This is a genomic window from Serinicoccus profundi (assembly GCF_008001015.1).
In the GTDB taxonomy this organism is placed as follows: domain Bacteria; phylum Actinomycetota; class Actinomycetes; order Actinomycetales; family Dermatophilaceae; genus Ornithinicoccus; species Ornithinicoccus profundi.
Genome location: NZ_CP042862.1, coordinates 468,412 through 485,208, shown reverse-complemented (window position 1 = coordinate 485,208; position 16,797 = coordinate 468,412). Strand labels below are relative to the sequence as shown.

16 protein-coding genes and 1 tRNA gene are annotated in these 16,797 nt (G+C 72.2%); 9 read left to right on the top strand and 8 right to left on the bottom strand.

Annotation, left to right across the window (positions count from 1 at the left end; all coding sequences use genetic code 11):
* Positions 1–152 precede the first annotated feature (152 nt).
* Positions 153–617: a phage holin family protein gene (locus FA582_RS02285; RefSeq protein WP_010148246.1), complete on the top strand. Its 465-nt coding sequence runs from the start codon at positions 153–155 to the stop codon at positions 615–617.
* Positions 618–648: 31 nt separating this feature from the next.
* Here the strand turns inward: FA582_RS02285 and FA582_RS02280 are convergent, their stop codons facing one another.
* Positions 649–1,323, bottom strand: coding sequence for an NUDIX hydrolase (locus FA582_RS02280; RefSeq protein ID WP_010148247.1), 675 nt, complete (start codon positions 1,321–1,323; stop codon positions 649–651).
* On the bottom strand, positions 1,320–2,063 hold the full coding sequence (gene nth, locus FA582_RS02275) for an endonuclease III (protein WP_010148248.1): 744 nt from the start codon (positions 2,061–2,063) through the stop codon (positions 1,320–1,322). The genes FA582_RS02280 and nth overlap by 4 nt, the downstream gene beginning before the upstream one ends.
* Before the next feature lie 73 nt (positions 2,064–2,136).
* Here nth and FA582_RS02270 point away from each other — a divergent pair, with 73 nt between their 5' ends.
* Positions 2,137–2,814 carry a Crp/Fnr family transcriptional regulator gene (locus FA582_RS02270; protein ID WP_010148249.1) on the top strand — a complete coding sequence of 226 codons (678 nt, stop codon included), beginning with the start codon at positions 2,137–2,139 and terminating at the stop codon, positions 2,812–2,814.
* 9 nt (positions 2,815–2,823) lie between these two features.
* Here FA582_RS02270 and FA582_RS02265 read toward each other — a convergent pair whose 3' ends face one another.
* The 4 genes from FA582_RS02265 to FA582_RS02250 are packed head-to-tail and all read right to left on the bottom strand — an operon-like array spanning position 2,824 to position 5,220.
* A complete protein-coding gene (locus FA582_RS02265; protein WP_010148250.1) occupies positions 2,824–3,633 on the bottom strand; it encodes an MBL fold metallo-hydrolase in 810 nt (269 codons plus the stop codon).
* Positions 3,634–3,683: 50 nt separating this feature from the next.
* Positions 3,684–4,547 (bottom strand): NUDIX hydrolase, encoded by an 864-nt coding sequence (locus tag FA582_RS02260; RefSeq protein WP_010148251.1) that lies wholly within the window; start codon positions 4,545–4,547, stop codon positions 3,684–3,686.
* Position 4,548: 1 nt separating this feature from the next.
* Complete coding sequence (locus FA582_RS02255; RefSeq protein WP_010148252.1) at positions 4,549–5,043, bottom strand: RidA family protein; 495 nt, start codon at positions 5,041–5,043, stop codon at positions 4,549–4,551.
* 9 nt (positions 5,044–5,052) lie between these two features.
* Positions 5,053–5,220, bottom strand: coding sequence for a Sp36 family protein (locus tag FA582_RS02250; protein ID WP_081480592.1), 168 nt, complete (start codon positions 5,218–5,220; stop codon positions 5,053–5,055).
* A gap of 132 nt (positions 5,221–5,352) precedes the next feature.
* Between FA582_RS02250 and FA582_RS02245 the strand changes: the two genes are divergently transcribed.
* The 3 genes from FA582_RS02245 to FA582_RS02235 all read left to right on the top strand — a co-directional run bounded on the left by FA582_RS02245 (position 5,353) and on the right by FA582_RS02235 (position 9,593).
* Positions 5,353–8,010: a transglycosylase domain-containing protein gene (locus FA582_RS02245; RefSeq protein ID WP_051125193.1), complete on the top strand. Its 2,658-nt coding sequence runs from the start codon at positions 5,353–5,355 to the stop codon at positions 8,008–8,010.
* Positions 8,011–8,086: 76 nt separating this feature from the next.
* The gene (locus FA582_RS02240; RefSeq protein WP_010148256.1) at positions 8,087–8,551 is read left to right on the top strand and encodes a GatB/YqeY domain-containing protein; all 465 of its coding nucleotides are present in this window, start codon (positions 8,087–8,089) and stop codon (positions 8,549–8,551) included.
* 67 nt (positions 8,552–8,618) lie between these two features.
* The gene (locus FA582_RS02235) at positions 8,619–9,593 is read left to right on the top strand and encodes a metallophosphoesterase (protein WP_147899725.1); all 975 of its coding nucleotides are present in this window, start codon (positions 8,619–8,621) and stop codon (positions 9,591–9,593) included.
* Here the strand turns inward: FA582_RS02235 and FA582_RS02230 are convergent.
* A complete protein-coding gene (locus tag FA582_RS02230; protein ID WP_010148260.1) occupies positions 9,556–11,040 on the bottom strand; it encodes an ATP-binding protein in 1,485 nt (494 codons plus the stop codon). The two genes, FA582_RS02235 and FA582_RS02230, sit on opposite strands and share 38 nt — an antisense overlap.
* A 113-nt stretch (positions 11,041–11,153) precedes the next feature.
* Between FA582_RS02230 and FA582_RS02225 the strand changes: the two genes are divergently transcribed.
* Positions 11,154–11,230 (top strand) — tRNA-Pro (locus FA582_RS02225).
* Between the two features lie 91 nt (positions 11,231–11,321).
* On the opposite strand, the gene FA582_RS02220 is transcribed toward FA582_RS02225, so the two are convergent.
* Positions 11,322–12,881 carry a SulP family inorganic anion transporter gene (locus FA582_RS02220; protein WP_010148261.1) on the bottom strand — a complete coding sequence of 520 codons (1,560 nt, stop codon included), beginning with the start codon at positions 12,879–12,881 and terminating at the stop codon, positions 11,322–11,324.
* Positions 12,882–13,032: 151 nt separating this feature from the next.
* On the opposite strand from FA582_RS02220, the gene FA582_RS02215 reads away from it, so the two are divergent.
* The 3 genes from FA582_RS02215 to FA582_RS02205 are packed head-to-tail and all read left to right on the top strand — an operon-like array spanning position 13,033 to position 16,765.
* Positions 13,033–14,640, top strand: a complete 1,608-nt coding sequence (locus tag FA582_RS02215; RefSeq protein ID WP_010148262.1) for a peptide chain release factor 3 — start codon at positions 13,033–13,035, stop codon at positions 14,638–14,640.
* On the top strand, positions 14,637–15,083 hold the full coding sequence (locus FA582_RS02210; protein WP_075812136.1) for a MerR family transcriptional regulator: 447 nt from the start codon (positions 14,637–14,639) through the stop codon (positions 15,081–15,083). The genes FA582_RS02215 and FA582_RS02210 overlap by 4 nt, the downstream gene beginning before the upstream one ends.
* Complete coding sequence (locus FA582_RS02205; RefSeq protein ID WP_010148264.1) at positions 15,080–16,765, top strand: ribonuclease J; 1,686 nt, start codon at positions 15,080–15,082, stop codon at positions 16,763–16,765. Before FA582_RS02210 ends, FA582_RS02205 begins: the two co-directional genes overlap by 4 nt.
* The last annotated feature ends 32 nt before the right edge of the window (positions 16,766–16,797 follow it).

Sequence of the window (16,797 nt, the reverse complement as noted above, 5' to 3'; positions counted from 1 at the left end):
GTTGTCGACACGAGTGCCCGCTCGGCACTGAACAGGGGGTGCCGGGCGGGCACCGTGCTTGCCCGCAGGGCCTCACCCCACCTCGACGTCCGCAGGACGCTGTCGTGATCGGCCGCGCTGCACCTGTCGTTCGCGCAAGATACGATCGGCTCATGGCAACTCCTGCACAGACCGACACCTCCGCGCTGGCCGGAACGGCCGGCAAGCGCTCCCTCGGTCAGCTCGTCTCCGACGTGTCCCTGGATGTCTCGCAGATCATGCGCGGTGAGCTCGAGCTCGCCAAGACCGAGATCATGCAGGACGTCTCCCATGCCGGCAAGGGCGCCGGGATGTTCGCCGGCGCGGCCGTCTTCGGCCTCTACGGCCTGGGGCTCCTCTGGCTCGGGTTGGCGGGGGTCATCGGCATCTGGCTCGGGTGGTGGGCCGGCCTGCTCATCATGGCCGGCGTCCTCTTCCTCATCGCCGCCGTCCTCGGACTCATCGGCAACAGCCAGCGCCAGAAGGTCAACGGCAAGCCCGAGCGCGCCATCCGTGAGGCGAAGGAGACGGTCGACACCGTCAAGTCCGCCGCCCAGGGTCAGCGGCGCGCGAGCGCGCTGGAGACCTCGCAGCACTGAGCCTGCACGGGCGGTCGACTCCCGTCCGCCCTCACAGCTCGAGCTCCCTCGTCGGTGCGTCCGGCCAGGCCGGGGCGATCCCGGCCAGGTGGAGGACCCGGTCCAGGACACCGGCGGTGAACCCCCACACCAGCAGGCCCTCGACATCCCAGGCCGGCCCGACGAAACCGCTGGGGTGATGGACCCGGAACCGCTGCGCGGGGTCGATGAGCCGGCGCACCTCCGGCTGGAGGACCCGGGCCACCTCACGGGTGTCCTTGGCCCACAGCGATGCCGGGTGGGGCCGCCGCCACCACCCCAGGACCGGCGTCACGTCGTAGCCGGACACGGGGATGTGCAGCGTCGGCAGCTCACCGAGGATGTCCACGCCCGAGGGGTCGAGGCCCACCTCCTCCGCCGCCTCCCGCAACGCCGTCCCGGCGGCGTCGCGGTCACCCTCCTCGGTGCCGCCCCCGGGGAAGGCCGGCTGACCCGCGTGCGAGCGCATGGTGTGGGCTCGCTCGGTGAGGACCACCGTGGTGGCGTCGGGATCACCGGGATCCTCGACCCCCGGGGCGAAGAGGACGAGGACCGCCGACTGGCGGCGCCCTCCCTCCGGTGGCGGCAGGAACCTGCTGAACCGCTCCCCGGGCAACCCGGGAAGCACTGCCGCCAGGTCGGTGAGCCAGCCCGGCGGCGACCAGCCCTCCGGCGCGGGCACGCTCACGCCCGGGGAGCCGTCCGCACCAGCGCGGCGGCGGCGACCGGGTCGGTCTCGCCCACGCCGTAGGCCGGGCAGAGCCGGGCCACCGGGCAGGCACCGCAGGCCGGCTTGCGCGCGTGGCACGTGCGCCGGCCGTGGAAGATCAGGACGTGGGAGAGCTGGGTCCACTCCCGGCGGGGGAAGAGCGCTCCCACCGCGTGCTCGACCGCCACCGGGTCCTCCGCGTCGGTCCAGCCGAAGCGTCGGGCCAGCCGCCCTACGTGGGTGTCGACGGTGATGCCCGGCACGTCGAAGGCGTTGCCGAGCACGACGTTGGCGGTCTTGCGCCCGACCCCCGGCAGGGTGACGAGGTCGGTGAGTCGAGCAGGCACCTGCCCCTCGAACCTCTCCACGAGGGCTGCGCCCAGCTTGAGCAGGGACTCGGTCTTGGCCCGGAAGAAACCGGTCGGCTGGATGATCGCCTCCACCTCGGCACGGTCCGCCGTCGCCAGGGCATGGGCGTCGGGGAAACGGGCGAAGAGCGTGGGCGTCACCCCGTTGACCCGCACATCCGTCGTCTGGGCGGAGAGCACCGTCGCGACCAGCAGCTGGAAGGCGTCCTCGAAGTCCAGCTCGCAGTGGGCGTCGGGATAGCGCTCCTGCAGCAGGCGGGCCATCCGCCGCGCGCGACGGGTCAGCGCCAGCGCGCTCTCCCCCGTCGGGGTCTGGTCAGCCGGACCGGCGGGATCGCTGTCGACACTCACCAGCACAGCCTAGAGGGGAGGTCCGACACCCCGACGCAGCCCATTCCTGCGCTGGTCATGGCACCATGAGGCGGTGGACCGGCACGTCGTGATGAAAGCACCGTTGTTCGCCGCGCTCGATGGCGCGACGGCCGACCGCCTCATGGACTCGATGAGCCCCCACCGATTGGCCCGGGGCGACGTCGTCTTCCACGAGGGGGACCCGGGGGACTCCCTCTATGTCATCACCCGCGGCAAGGTGAAGCTGTCGCGCGCCTCCTCGGACGGCCGCGAGAGCCTGCTGTCCGTCCTCGGACCGGGCGAGATGTTCGGCGAGCTCAGCCTCTTCGACCCCGGCCCGCGCCTCACGACCGCCTACGTCGTGTCCGACACCGAGTTCATCTCCCTCGGCAACGATGCGTTGCGCGCCTTCCTCGGTCGTCACCCGGAGGTCGCGATGCAGATGCTGGCGGGCCTGGCCCATCGTCTTCGCAAGACCAACGAGGGGTTGTCCGACCTGGTCTTCACCGACGTGCCCGGCCGCGTGGCCAAGGCCCTGCTCGACCTGTCCGACCGCTTCGGCCGACGCTCGGACGCCGGGCTCGTCGTCGCCCACGACCTCACCCAGGAGGAGCTCGCCCAGCTGGTCGGCGCCAGCCGGGAGACGGTCAACAAGGCCCTCGCCGACTTCGCGCAGCGCGGCTGGGTCACCCTCGGCGCCAAGGCCGTCACCCTCATGGACGTCGACCGGCTCCGCCGACGGGCCCGCTGAGCGCGCGGATCAGCGCTCGAGCTCGCCGAGGTAGTCCAGCTGCGCGAGCACCGAGAGCCGGGCGGCCGGCCATACGGCGCGCGGGGTGTCGGCATACACCCGCTCCACGACCGTGTCGGCGAGGTCACCAGGCTCGCCCCGCACCTGCGCGACGGCCTCACGGACCTGCTCCAGGCGCGCGTGCCGGTGCCGCCAGTAGTGCTCCACCACCCCAGCGGCATCCGGGACGACCGGTCCGTGCCCGGGCGCGATGCTGGTCGCGGCCCGGTTGCCGGTGAGTCCGCGCAGCCGCTCCAACGACTCGAGGTATGACGTGAGGTCGCCGTCCGGGTAGGCGACCACGGTGGTGCCCCGGCCCAGGACGGTGTCGCCGGTGAGCAGCACCTGCTCGGCAGGCAGGAGGAAGGACAGCGAGTCGGCCGTGTGACCGGGGGTGGGCACGACGAGCAGCTCGAGGCCGCCGACGACCAGGCGTTCGCCGTCCACCAGGTCGTCATGGCCCCGGCCGCGGCGGCGCACCGGAGCCCCGGTGAGCTCCGCCCACCGGTCGGCGGACTCGGCGTGGTCGGCGTGGCCGTGTGTCAGGAGCGTCAGCGCCACCCGGGCGCCCCGTTGCTCGACGTGGTCGAGCACCGAGGCGAGGTGGCCCTCGCGCAGCGGCCCGGGGTCCACGACGACCGCCTCGGCGCCCCCGGGCTCGAGCAGCACCCACGTGTTGGTGCCGTCCAGGGTCATCGGCGAGGGGTTGGGGCAGAGCACGGCGTGGGCGCGCTCACCCCAGGGACCACCCGCCCAGTCGGCATCGGCGACAGCACTCATGCGCCCAGCCTCTCACCGTGGTGGCCCGGTGCCGCCAGGGCGACCCGCACCTACCGCCGTATGCGCATCCGCACGGTGCCGTCGACCTCCACCGGTGCGGGCAGGACCGGCACCACCGGCACCGGCTCCCGGAGCCAGGCGTCGAGATCGGTGACCTCCGCCAGCTCCTCGAGCATCACCCGCGTCGGCGGCAGCAGCACGTCGCGCCCCTCCGCGTACCCGGTCAGGATCTCCGCCGGCGCACGCCAGGAGGCCACCTCCGCCTCGGTGCTCTCGTCGTCGGCCAGCTGTCCGTCCGGCATGCGCGCGGCGAAGAACCTCGTGTCGTAGCGTCGCGGCTCGCACTCCGGCGTCGTCCAGTGACCTCGCAGCGCCAGCAGGTCGGTCCGCAGCACGAGGTCGTGGCAGGCCAGCACCTGCGCGAAGTTGTGGGTGCGGTCCAGGAGGCCGGCACGCTCGCGGCGCCACCCCTCGTCGCGGACATCGGTGACGACCGCGGCCGGCGAGGGTCCGGCCAGCAGCACCCCGCACTCCTCGAAGACCTCGCGGGCGGCGGCGGTCACCACCTGTCGGGCGGCGCTCTCGTCGGTCCCCAGTCGCGCGGCCCACTCCTGGGCGCCCGGCCCCGCCCAGGGCACGTCCTCGTCCGCATCACGGGGGTCGACCCCGCCGCCGGGGAAGGCGATCATGCCGGCCGCGAAGGCCATGCCGGCGGCGCGGCGCAGCACGAAGACCTCGAGGCCCCCTCCCGGTGCGCGTTCCCGCAGGAGCATGACGGTCGCCGACGCCCTCGGCGCGGCCACCTCACGCTGCTCCTCGGGCAGCGCCAGCCATCGACGGGACTGCTCGGCGATGACCTCGGGCACCGCGAAGTCACGGTATGCCGCTGCTCCGGTGCCCGTGCGCCCGGTCATGTCACTCGCGGACGGCGACGACGATCTCCACCTCGACGGGGACGTCGAGCGGGAGAACCGCCATACCGACCGCGGAACGGGCGTGTACCCCGGCGTCGCCGAAGGCGTGGCCGAGCAGCTGCGAGGCCCCGTCGAGCACACCCGGCTGGCCGGTGAAGCCGGGGTCGCTCGCGACGTAGCCGACGACCTTGACGACGCGCACGACGCGGTCCAGGTCACCGACGACAGACTTCACGGCGGCGATGGCGTTGAGCGCGCACACCCCGGCGAGGCGGGCCGCGTCCTCGGGCGACACCAGGCCCTCGCCCTCACCGACCTTGCCGGTCTGCTCGAGGCGGCCGTCGACGAAGGGCACCTGCCCGGAGGTGAAGACGAGGTCGCCGTGCTGCACGGCCGGGACGTAGGCCGCCACGGGGGCGGCGACGGGTGGCACCCGGTGACCGAGCTCGGCCAGCCGCTGCTCGACGACTCCCGCACCGGAGGTGTCGGACGTCATACCGGACCCTCAGGCGTTCTTGGGGCGCTTGAGGTAGGCGACGAGGTTGCTGCCGTCGCCAGGGCCGGGCACGACCTGCACGAGCTCCCAGCCGTCCTCGCCCCACTGGTCGAGGATCTGCTTGGTGGCGTGGATCATGAGCGGAACGGTCGCGTACTCCCACTGCTGCACAGTCATGCCCCGACCCTACCGGGCGACCTCGGAGGCGCTGGTCACGTGCGTGCCCCGGCCCCGCCGGCGAGGAGCCGGGACCTCTCAGAAATCTCACGTACGGTGTCTGGTATGCGCTCTGCTCTCACTGTCGCACGGGTGACCTCGCTCCTGGGGGTCTTCCTGGCCGTCTCGATCCTCATGGGGATCATCGGCGCCGGACTCCTCGCCCCCGTGGTGGGCGCCAGCGGGCTCGCCGCCCGCGAGGGGGTCAGCATGTTCGAGGAGCTCCCCGGCGACCTGGAGCAGAACCCGCTCGCCCAGCAGTCCCGCATCCTCGCCGCGGACGGCACGATCCTCGCGACGCCGGCCCAGCAGAACCGCATCATCGTCGAGAGCGACGAGATCAGCCAGAACATGAAGGACGCGCAGGTCGCGATCGAGGACGAGCGCTTCTTCCAGCACGGTGGCGCCGATGTCGAGGCGCTGGCCCGGGCGGTGGTCCAGAACACCACGACGGACACCACCCAGGGCGGGTCGACCCTGACCCAGCAGTACATCAAGCTGGCCCTGCTGCAGCAGGCGCTCAAGGAGGATGACGCCGAGGCCTACGCGCAGGCGCAGGCCCGGTCGGGGATGGAGGGCTACGTCCGCAAGCTGCGCGAGCTGAAGTATGCGATCACCCTCGAGGAGCGGCTCACCAAGGACGAGATCCTCGTCGGCTACCTCAACCTCGCCTTCTACGGCGACAATGTCTACGGCGTCCAGGCGGCGGCCCGGCACTACTTCAACGTCGACGCCGCGGACCTCACGGTCGCACAGTCCGCGCTGCTGGCGGGGGTCGTGCGCTCGCCCAGCAACACCAACCCGGTGGCCAACCCCGAGCTGGCTCAGGGGCGGCGCGACGTCGTGCTGGGCAACATGCTTGACCAGGACATGATCACGCAGGAGGAGCACGACGAGGCCGTCGCCGTGAAGGTCGAGGACATGCTCGAGATCAGGGACAGCCAGCGCTCCTGCCTGCGCTCGCGCAACCCCTACTTCTGCGACTACGTGGAGGCCTGGCTGCTCGAGCAGCCCGCGCTCGGCAAGACCCGTGACGAGCGGCTGGAGAACCTCACCACCAACGGCCTCACGGTCGAGACCACGCTGGACCTCGAGCTGTCCGCCGAGATCAAGGACATCCTGCGCGACGCCACCCCGGAGGGCAACGACTACTTCCTCGGGTCGGCCGCCAGCGTGGTGGAGCCGGGCACCGGCAAGATCCTGGCCTTCAACCAGTCCAGCGAGTACTCCTTCGACGAGAGCCAGGACAAAGTCCAGACCACCTCGGTCAACTGGAATGTCGACAACGCCTACGGCGGTCCGGGAGGTATGGCGATCGGTTCGATCGCCAAGGCCTACACCCTGGTCGACGCACTGGAGAAGGGCGTGCCGGTCGAGGCCGACATCCGGGTGCGCGAGCCGCAGGACAGCGCCATGGGCAACGTCTGGCTCGAGGACCCCGAGGACCGGCCCACGTCATACCCCCCGGCCGACGAGGTCTTCCCGGCCGGCATCTTCTTCCGGGACGACTTCGAGGAGGGCTGCACCATCGGTGAGGACCACTGGGCGGTCCGCAACGCCAACGACGAGAACCACGTGCCCGAGATCACGCTGCGTAAGGCCTCGGCCCTGTCGGTCAACACCGCCTTCGCCACGCTGGCCTCGCAGGTCGGGACGTGCGACATCGCGGACACCATGACCGAGATGGGCCTGCACGCGGCCAACGGCCAGGACTACGGGCTCGACCCGGGCAACGCCGACACGACGCTGGCTCCCTCACTGGTGCTCGGCGCCGACACGGCGAGCCCGCTGACCGTGGCCACGTCCTACGCCACCTTCGCCTCCGGCGGGATCTACTGCCCGCCGGTGCCGGTGACCAAGGTGACCGACGCCAACGGTGAGGAGCTGCCGCTGGATCTCCCGGAGTGTGAGCGGGTCATCGAGGAGGACGTCGCCCTCGGCGCCGTCGAGCTCCTCGGGGGCGTCCTGAGCATCGATGGCTCGGGGTGGCGCGCGATCCTCGAGGGCGAGCGCCCCGCGGGCGGCAAGACCGGCACCAACAACGACTCGACGAGCACGTGGTTCGCCGGCTTCACCCCGCAGCTGTCGACCGCGGTCTTCGTCGGCAACGTCCCGGGCGGCGCCCGCTACGGCGACGACCTGGTCGACATCACCATCGGCGGCGAGTTCATCGAGGGTCCGCTCTTCGGTTCCTCGCTCGCGGCCCCGACGTGGAAGCGGATCATGGATACCGCCTCCGAGGGGATGGAGATCGAGGACTGGGACGAGCCCTCCGCGGAGATCCTCAACGGCAAGCGGGTGACGATCCCCCGCGTCGTCGGTATGCCGGTGGACGAGGCGCAGGAGCGGCTCGAGGACGCCGGCCTGACCGGCAGCGTCGTCCGGGTCTCCTCGAGCCAGCCCGAGGGCACCGTCGTCTACACCACCCCGGGTGTGGGCTCGTCGGTGCAGACCTCCAACCCGGTGACGCTGCACGTCTCCACCGGCTTCCAGCAGGCCGCGGCCCTCCCCCAGCCGCAACCGCAGCCGGCCCCCCGGCAGCCTCAACCCCAGCCACAGCCGCAGCCACAGCCGCAGCCGCAACCCCAGCCGCAGCCCACACAGGAGCCGGAACCCGAGCCCGAGCCCGAGCCGACGCAGGAGCCCGAGCCTGAGCCGGAGCCGACGCAGGAGCCCGAGCCCGAGCCGGCACCCACCCCGGGACCGCCCGAGGAGCCGCCGGGAACCGACCCTCCCGGTCAGGACGACTGAGCCACCTCCACCTCTCCCACGGTGCGCGGCAGCCCGCGCACGGGCGTGGGCGAAGCCCCGATGAGACACTGACCGCATGAGCGAGCAGACCGGCCTCAAGGCCACCCTCCAGCAGGACCTCACCGCCGCCATGCGCGCCCAGGACAGGGTGCGCGCGGGCACGCTGCGCATGGCCCTGACCGCCGTGACCACCGAGGAGGTCGCCGGCAAGGAGGCACGCCAGCTGGCCGACGACGAGGTGCTCAAGGTCATCGCCAAGGAGGCCAAGAAGCGCCGCGAGGCCTCGGATGCCTACACCGGCGCCGGCCGCCCGGAGCTGGCCGCCCAGGAGGAGGCCGAGCTGGCGGTGCTCGAGGCCTACCTCCCGGAGCAGCTGAGCGATGCGGAGCTGGTCGAGCTGGCCCGCGCGGCCGTCGCCGAGACCGGCGCGACCGACCTGCGCGGCATGGGCCAGGTGATGAAGGTCCTGCAGCCCCGGGTCGGGGGCCGCGCCGAGGGCGGCCGGGTCGCCGCCGCCGTCAGGCAGGCCCTCGCCGGATGATCTCCACCCCGGCGCCGGGATCTCGGGCCACCGCACGCAGGTGCGGGGCTATCGACCTGGGACTGGCGTGAGCGGACGCGCGGTCGGCGGCGACCTCGCCCGCGCGGTGGCCACGACGCTCGGCCTGGGAGCCGGGGTGGCGGCCTACGCCACCTGGGTCGAGCCACGCTGGTTCGCCCTCCGGGAGCAGACCGTGCCGTGCCTGCCGGTCGGGTCGCGCGACCTGCGCGTGCTGCACCTGTCGGACCTGCACCTCGTGCCCCGGCAGACCCGCAAGCGTGACTGGGTGCGCGGCCTGGCCGACCTCCAGCCCGACCTCGTCATCCACACCGGTGACCACCTGGCGGCCATGGACGCCGTGCCCGCGGCGCTCGAGACCTACGGCGCGCTCCTGGACCGCCCGGGAGCCTTCGTGCTCGGCTCCAACGACTACTACCCGCCCACGCGCAAGAACCCGCTGCGGTATGTCAACGACAGCCACCGCAAGGGTGCCGACCTCACCCCCCTGCGGCTCCCGACCCAGGATCTCGTCGACGGGCTCACGGCCCGCGGCTGGGCCGACCTCACCCACCGCCGGGTGCGGCTGCCGGTCGGTGGCCTCGACCTGGAGCTGGTCGGCACCGACGACGCGCACCTGGGCCTCGACGACTACGCCCGGGTGTCCGCGCCGGCGGACCCGGAGGCCGACCTGACGATCGGTGTGACCCACGCGCCCTACCGACGGGTGCTCGACCCGATGGCGGCGGACGGCGCCGGCCTGCTCATCGCGGGGCATACCCACGGCGGCCAGCTGCGGGTGCCGGGGTATGGCGCCCTGGTCACCAACTGCGACCTCGACACCTCCCGGGCGTCGGGACTGTCCCGCTGGTGGCCCGGCGCGGGCGCGACACCCTCGGACGCGGCACCCGCCGACGCAGCCTGGCTGCACGTGTCGGCCGGGCTCGGCGGCAACCCCTACACGCCGTTCCGCTTCTGCTGCCGGCCCGAGGCGACGCTGCTCACCCTCACGGCGGCCCGACCCGGCCCTGGCGTTCTTCGCTGAGGGGATCGTCCTCGACCATCAGGTCGAGGGCGTCCGCCGACGCCCCGCCGTCAGGGAAGTCCGCTCCCGGTGAGTCGTCTGCTCGGCCGTGGCCCAGGAGCACCCGGGTGAGCTCGTCCTGGCTGGCCAGCAGCCCGTCGAGGGCCTCAAGGAGGTGGCGGTCCTGCGGCTCCTGGTCGGCGAGGGCAGCCGCCAGCACCGCGCGGCGCACCAGCTCCTTGACGAAGGAGGCGGTCGTGCCCTCGGTGCGGCGGGCGACCTCGGCCCGGGTCTGCTCGGCCAGCGGGAGCTGGGCGGCGTAGAGATCGAGGAGGCGGCGGCGCCCCGCCTCGTCCGGCAGCGGGATCTCCACCGCCAGGTCGACGCGGCCGGGGCGTTGCACGAGGGCCCGCTCCAGGGCCTCGGCACGGTTGGTCGTGAGCAGGAAGGTCACGTCGGCGTCGGCGTCCAGCCCGTCCATGGCGTCCAGCACCTCGAAGAGCAGGGGCCGGGCCACGTCACCCATTCCGCGGTCCTCCGCCACGAGGTCGCAGTCCTCCAGCACCACGACGGCCGGCTGCAACGCCCGGGCGAGCGATGCGGCGAGGGAGATGAAGCGCAGCGAGTCGCCCGCGAGCAGGACCACGGTGTGCTCGGGGTTGCGCCCGATGAGGTGCCGCACGGTGTGCGTCTTGCCCGTGCCCGGGGGCCCGAAGAGGAGCAGCCCGCGCTTGAGGTGCTGGCCGTAGCGGCGCAGCGTGGCGGCGTGCTCGGCGATGCCGCTGACGTGCCCGGTGATCCGGGCGAGCGAGCCCGGCGGCAGGATGACCTCCCCCTCGTCGACGTCCGGTCGCGGGAAGAAGGTGACGCCCTCGGACTCCGGGCCATATCCGGAGGACTCGAAGCTGATGACCTTGCCGCGCAGCACGCTGCGCTCGAGGGAGAGGACGCGCAGCTCCTCCAGCACCGCGTCGCGGGCCATGTCGTCGACGCACAGCACCTCGAAGGTCGCCCTGTTGCGGCCGTACTGCGGGTTGCCCCGGCGCTGCAGCACCACCACGGGCACCCCGCCGTGACGGAACAGCCGGAGCCCCACCCCCATCGCGCGCCGGTGCTCGTGCGGTCCGACAGCGACCGAGACGTAGTCGACCTGACCGACCGAGGGCATACCGTGCGAGCCGCTGATGAGGTCGGCGAGCGAGAGGTGGTGACGCAGGTCGCCGCCCCCGACCCCGATCTCCTCCGCCTCGGGATCGCGGCCCGCGATCTCGGCCAGCGCGACGTCCCAGTCGGCGAAGCGGTGCCCGGCCACCTCCTCGGTGACGACCGCCACCTGCGCCGCGGTCGTGCCGAGGTATGCCGTGATCCGCTCCCCGAGCGGCTCCCCGCCCTCGTCCACCGTGCTGCGGTGCGCCGCCTCCGCCAGCGAGCGGAAGGAACGGAGGAATCCCCTGACGTCGTCGTCCATCTCCTCAACCTAGACGCCCCCACCGACAGGCACGACGGATTTAGCCCAGGCCAGGGCCGTGGGCTATCCTTGCGGACGCTGCGCGCGGCCCCCTCGGCCTCGCGCGGAGGCCACGGGGTGTGGCGCAGCTTGGTAGCGCGCTTCGTTCGGGACGAAGAGGTCGCAGGTTCAAATCCTGTCACCCCGACCATCTGATCAAGGGCCGTCCACCTGCAGCGATGCAGGTCGACGGCCCTTCGTCATCTCGGGGCCCGACGCACCCGCCTCCCCCTCCCCGGGCGTCAGTGACCCTCGCCGAGCTGCCCGGTCAGCTGCCCGTGCCGGGCCGCGGAGGACGTGTTGAGACCGACGATCGTGACCTCCTTGCCGAGGCGGGCGTACTTCGTCTGCACGGCGTCGAGGGCGGCGACGGTGGAGGCGTCCCAGATGTGGCTGTCGGAGAGGTCGATCACCACCCGGGCCGGGTCGCCCGCGTAGTCGAACTGGTAGACGAGGTCGTTGCTCGTGGCGAAGAACAGCTCACCGGAGACCGCGTAGGTGCGCACGTCTGGGGTCCCGTCGCCGTCGACATCGGCCTCGGCGACGCGGTCGACCGAGGCGAAGTGGGCGACCCGGCGGGCGAAGAGGATGATCGCCGCGTTGACCCCGACGATGACGCCATACGCGAGGTTGTGCGTGACGACCGTCACGACGACGGTGAGGATCATGACGAGGTTCTCGCTGTGCGGCATCCGGCGCAGCGTGGCGGGCCGGACGCTGTGCCAGTCGAAGGTCGCGACCGAGACCATGATCATCACCGCGACGAGGGCGGCCATGGGGATCATGCCCACGGCCGGGCCGGCACCGACCACGAGCGCGAGCAGGAAGACGCCGGCGAGGAAGGTCGAGATCCTGGTCCGCGCCCCGGCGACCTTGACGTTGATCATCGTCTGACCGATCATCGCGCAGCCGCCCATGCCGCCGAAGAACCCCGAGGCGAGGTTGGCGACGCCCAGGCCCCAGCTCTCGCGGGTCTTGTCGGAGTGGGTGTCGGTGACCCCGTCGACCAGCTTGGCGGTCATGAGGGACTCCAGGAGGCCGACGAGCGCCATGGCGAGGGCGTAGGGGGCGATGATCCGCAGGGTCTCCAGCGTCAGCGGCACGTCCGGGACGAGGAGCTCGGGCAGGGAGGTGGGCAGCTCCCCCTGGTCGGAGACGTCCGGCAGCTGCCACCCGGCCGCCCACGCCAGCGCGGTGATGGCGACGATCGCGACGAGCGGGGCCGGCACCACCGTCGTCAGCCGCGGGAGCCCGACCATGATGAGCAGGCCGAGCCCGACCATCGGGTAGACGAGCCACGGCACGTCGATGAGGTAGGGGATCTGCGCCATGAAGATGAGGATCGCCAGGGCGTTGACGAAGCCCACCATGACCATCCGGGGGATGAAGCGCATGAGCTTGGCGACCCCGAGGACCGCCAACACGATCTGCAGCACCCCGGCCAGCAGCACGGTCGCGAGGAAGTAGTCGAGGCCGTACTCCCTGGCCACCGGGGCGATGACCAGGGCCACGGCGCCGGTCGCGGCGGTGATCATCGCGGGCCGGCCGCCGACGAAGGCCATCGTCACGGCCATGACGAAGCTGGAGAAGAGCCCCACCCTCGGGTCGACCCCGGCGATGATGGAGAAGGAGATCGCCTCGGGGATGAGGGCGAGCGCGACGACGAGGCCGGCGAGGACCTCGGTGCGCAGGCGGCGCGGGTGGCGCAGTGCGGCGCGCGTCGAGGTCTCGCGCTCACCGGCCTCGGGCACGGCGGGGGTCTGGCGTCCCCCGGACGCCGGGGCGGTGGTCGGCTCGGTCATGGGGCTCCTCGGGCAGGCGGGGATCAGGTCAGGGATCGGGGGCGACGGCGGCGTCGGAGGCGTCCGTCAGGCAGGGGCCGGGACGCGGGAGGGCGACGGGTGGTCACCGTCGCAGCACGGCCAACTCTACCGCGGCGTTAGACTCGGGCGTATGTCGTCCCCCCTCGCCTCGAGCGATGTTCCGGCGCTGGCCTCCCGCCGCCGCACCTTCGCCGTCATCTCCCACCCCGACGCCGGGAAGTCGACGCTCACCGAGGCGCTGGCGCTGCACGCGCAGGCCATCGCCCAGGCCGGAGCCGTGCACGGCAAGGGCGCACGCCGCGGCACGGTCTCCGACTGGCTCGAGATGGAGCAGGCGCGGGGCATCTCCATCACCTCCGCGGTGCTGCAGCTCACCGTCGACGACGTGGTCCTCAACCTGCTGGACACCCCCGGTCACGCCGACTTCTCCGAGGACACCTACCGGGTGCTCTCGGCGGTCGACTGCGCCGTCATGCTGCTGGATGCCGCCAAGGGGCTGGAGCCGCAGACGCTCAAGCTCTTCGAGGCGTGCCGGGTGCGGCGCACCCCGGTCATCACCGTCATCAACAAGTGGGACCGCCCCGGCCAGGAGCCGCTCGCGCTGCTCGACGAGATCCAGCAGCGCCTCGGCGTCACCCCGACCCCGCTGAACTGGCCCGTCGGCATCGCCGGCGACTTCCGCGGCGTGGTCGACGCCGCCACCGGTGGCATGACGCAGTTCACCCGCACCCCCGGTGGAGCGACGGTCGCCGGGCGCGAGGAGCTGGACGCAGGCGAGGCCGCGCGCCGCCACGGCCAGGACTGGCACGCGGCCACCGAGGAGCTGGAGCTGCTCACCGCCTCCGGTCAGGTCCACGACCAGGAGGAGTTCCTCGCCGCCCGGACCACCCCGGTCCTGTTCACCGCCGCCGTCATCAACTTCGGCGTGGCCGAGCTGCTGGAGGCGGTCACCCGCCTGGCGCCCCCGCCCGGGCCGTGGTCCGACGTGCAGGGCGTCGCCCAGCCGGTCGACGGGCCGTTGTCCGGCTTCGTCTTCAAGGTCCAGACCGGCATGGACCGCTCCCACCGGGACCGGATCGCCTTCATGCGCGTGTGCTCCGGCCGTTTCGAGCGAGGGATGGTGCTCACGCACGCCGGCACCGGGCGACCGTTCCAGACGAAGTATGCCCAGTCCGTCTTCGGCCGCGAGCGCGAGACGATCGACGAGGCCTACCCCGGCGACGTCGTCGGCCTGGTCAACGCCCATGCGCTGCACGTCGGTGACACCCTGCACGAGGGCAGGGCCGTGCACTACCCGCCGCTGCCGCGGTTCGCGCCCGAGCACTTCGCTGTCGTGCGGGCCCGGGAGACCGGGCGCTCCAAGCAGTTCCGGCGCGGGATCGACATGCTCGACCAGGAGGGCGTGGTGCAGGTGCTCGTCAGCGACCGCCGGGGCGCCCAGGCTCCCGTGCTCGCGGCCGTGGGACCCATGCAGTTCGAGGTCGCCACCCACCGGCTCGAGCACGAGTTCGGGGCGCAGGCGGTGCTCGAGCCGCTCGGCTACGGCATCGCCCGCCGGACCACCCCGAGCGCCATGCCCGTGGTGGACGGCAAGCACGGGGCTGAGGTGCTGCGCCGCACGGACGGCACCCTGGTCGCGCTCTTCACCGACCGGTGGCGCATGGGAACGGTGGAGTCAGAGCTGCCCAGGGGTAGCCTGCTGCCCATGTTCGGAGCCGACGGCATGGATGCCTCGTGACCGACGTGAGGGGGCCTCTCGTGCACATCGGCGACGTCGCCGAGCGCACCGGCCTCTCGCACCGGACCATCCGCTACTACGAGGAGATGGGGCTGGTCGAGCCGACCGACCGGACCGAGGGCGGCTTCCGGCTCTACGACGACGCCGCGGTCGAGCGGCTCCTGCTCATCAAGCCCATGAAGCCGCTGGGCTTCTCCATCGAGCAGATCCGCGACCTGCTCGGCGCCTTCGACACCCTCGCCGACCCCGCCAGCGGCGACCGGGACCGTGCCGCAGCGCATACCCTGGTGCACCAGACCCACGCCATCGCCGAGGGACGCATCGCTGAGCTCAAGGCCTCGACGGCCCGAGCGGAGGCGTTCACCCGTAGGCTCGGGCAGGTATGGCACGCTCCGGCGCCGCCCGCCCCAGCCACACCCCACCGAACCAAGGAGACCCGTTGAGCCACCCGCACCCCGAGCTGAAGGCACCGCCCTCGCTGCCCCGTAACGCCCTGAGGGTGGTGGCGCTCGGTGGCCTCGGCGAGGTCGGCCGCAACATGGCCGTGCTCGAGCACCGCGGCAAGCTGCTCATCATCGACTGCGGCGTCCTCTTCCCCGAGGAGCACCAGCCCGGGGTGGACGTCATCCTGCCCGACTTCTCCTTCCTGGCCGACCGGTGGCAGGACGTCGTCGGCGTCGTGCTCACCCACGGTCACGAGGACCACATCGGCGGCGTGCCCTACCTCCTGCGCGAGCGTGCGGACATCCCCGTCATCGGCTCCCGTCTGACGCTCGCCTTCATCAGCGCCAAGCTCAAGGAGCACCGGATCAAGCCGAAGACGACCCAGGTCGCCGAGGGCGACCGGCTCTCGCTGGGTCCCTTCGACTGCGAGTTCGTCGCCGTCAACCACTCGATCCCCGACGGCCTGGCCGTCATGGTGCGGACCTCCGCCGGGTCGGTGCTGCACACCGGCGACTTCAAGATGGACCAGTTCCCGCTCGATGACCGGATCACCGACCTGCGCGCCTTCGCCCGGCTGGGCGAGGAGGGGGTCGACCTCTTCATGGTGGACTCCACCAACGCCGAGGTCCCCGGCTTCACCACCGCCGAGAAGGACCTCGGCCCCGCGATCGACACCGTCTTCCGGACCGCCCCGGGGCGCATCGTCGTCTCCAGCTTCGCCAGCCACGTGCACCGCATCCAGCAGGTCCTCGACGCGGCCGCCACCCACAAGCGCAAGGTCGCCTTCGTCGGCCGCTCGATGGTGCGCAACATGAAGATCGCCCAGGACCTGGGCTACCTCAAGGTGCCGCGCGGTCTCGTCGTCGACGTCAAGGAGCTCGACAACCTGCCCCCCACCAAGGTCACGCTGGTCTGCACCGGCTCCCAGGGAGAGCCCATGGCGGCGCTCTCGCGGATGGCCAACCGCGACCACCAGATCCACGTGGGCGAGGGCGACACCGTGCTCCTCGCCAGCTCGCTCATCCCCGGCAACGAGAACGCCGTCTCCCGGATCATCAACGGCCTCACCCGGTGGGGCGCCAAGATCGTCCACCAGGGCAACGCCAAGGTCCACGTCTCCGGCCACGCCAGCGCCGGCGAGCTCGTCTACTGCTACAACATCATCAAGCCGCGCAACGTCATGCCGGTCCACGGCGAGTGGCGCCACCTGCGGGCCAACGCCGACCTGGCCATCTCCACCGGGATGCACCCCGACAACGTCGTGGTCGTCGACGACGGCATGGTCGTCGACCTCGTCGACGGTCGGGTCAAGGTCACGGGCAAGGTCCGCGCCGGCTACGTCTACGTCTCGGCCGGCGCCGTCGGCGACGTCACCGAGGACGAGCTGCGCGACCGGCTCACCCTCAGCCAGCAGGGCACCGTCACCGTCGTCGCCCTCGTCGACGCCGAGACCGGTGCACTGACCGAGCCGCCGGACTTCGTGGCCCGCGGCCTGGGCACCGACGAGAAGATGTTCGACGCCGCGATCCCGGCGATCGAGAAGGCCCTCGCCGAAGCCGCCAGCCAGGGCATCGGCGACCCCCACGAGCTCGAGCAGCGCATCGCCCGCGCGGTCTCGCGGTGGGCCTTCCGCAAGCACCGCCGCAACCCGCTGGTCGTGCCGGTCGTCATCGAGGCCTGACCGACCTCGCCGCCGCCGGTGCGTGGGTCCGA

Bases quoted from the DNA above. Each gene is read 5' to 3' on its own strand.
- FA582_RS02230 (WP_010148260.1), bottom strand. From the start codon at position 11,040: ATGGACGACGACGTCAGGGGATTCCTCCGTTCCTTCCGCTCGCTGGCG.
- FA582_RS02265 (WP_010148250.1), bottom strand. From the start codon at position 3,633: ATGAGTGCTGTCGCCGATGCCGACTGGGCGGGTGGTCCCTGGGGTGAG.
- FA582_RS02255 (WP_010148252.1), bottom strand. From the start codon at position 5,043: ATGACGTCCGACACCTCCGGTGCGGGAGTCGTCGAGCAGCGGCTGGCC.
- FA582_RS02250 (WP_081480592.1), bottom strand. From the start codon at position 5,220: ATGACTGTGCAGCAGTGGGAGTACGCGACCGTTCCGCTCATGATCCAC.
- FA582_RS02260 (WP_010148251.1), bottom strand. From the start codon at position 4,547: ATGACCGGGCGCACGGGCACCGGAGCAGCGGCATACCGTGACTTCGCG.
- FA582_RS02220 (WP_010148261.1), bottom strand. From the start codon at position 12,881: ATGACCGAGCCGACCACCGCCCCGGCGTCCGGGGGACGCCAGACCCCC.
- FA582_RS02285 (WP_010148246.1), top strand. From the start codon at position 153: ATGGCAACTCCTGCACAGACCGACACCTCCGCGCTGGCCGGAACGGCC.
- FA582_RS02240 (WP_010148256.1), top strand. From the start codon at position 8,087: ATGAGCGAGCAGACCGGCCTCAAGGCCACCCTCCAGCAGGACCTCACC.
- FA582_RS02215 (WP_010148262.1), top strand. From the start codon at position 13,033: ATGTCGTCCCCCCTCGCCTCGAGCGATGTTCCGGCGCTGGCCTCCCGC.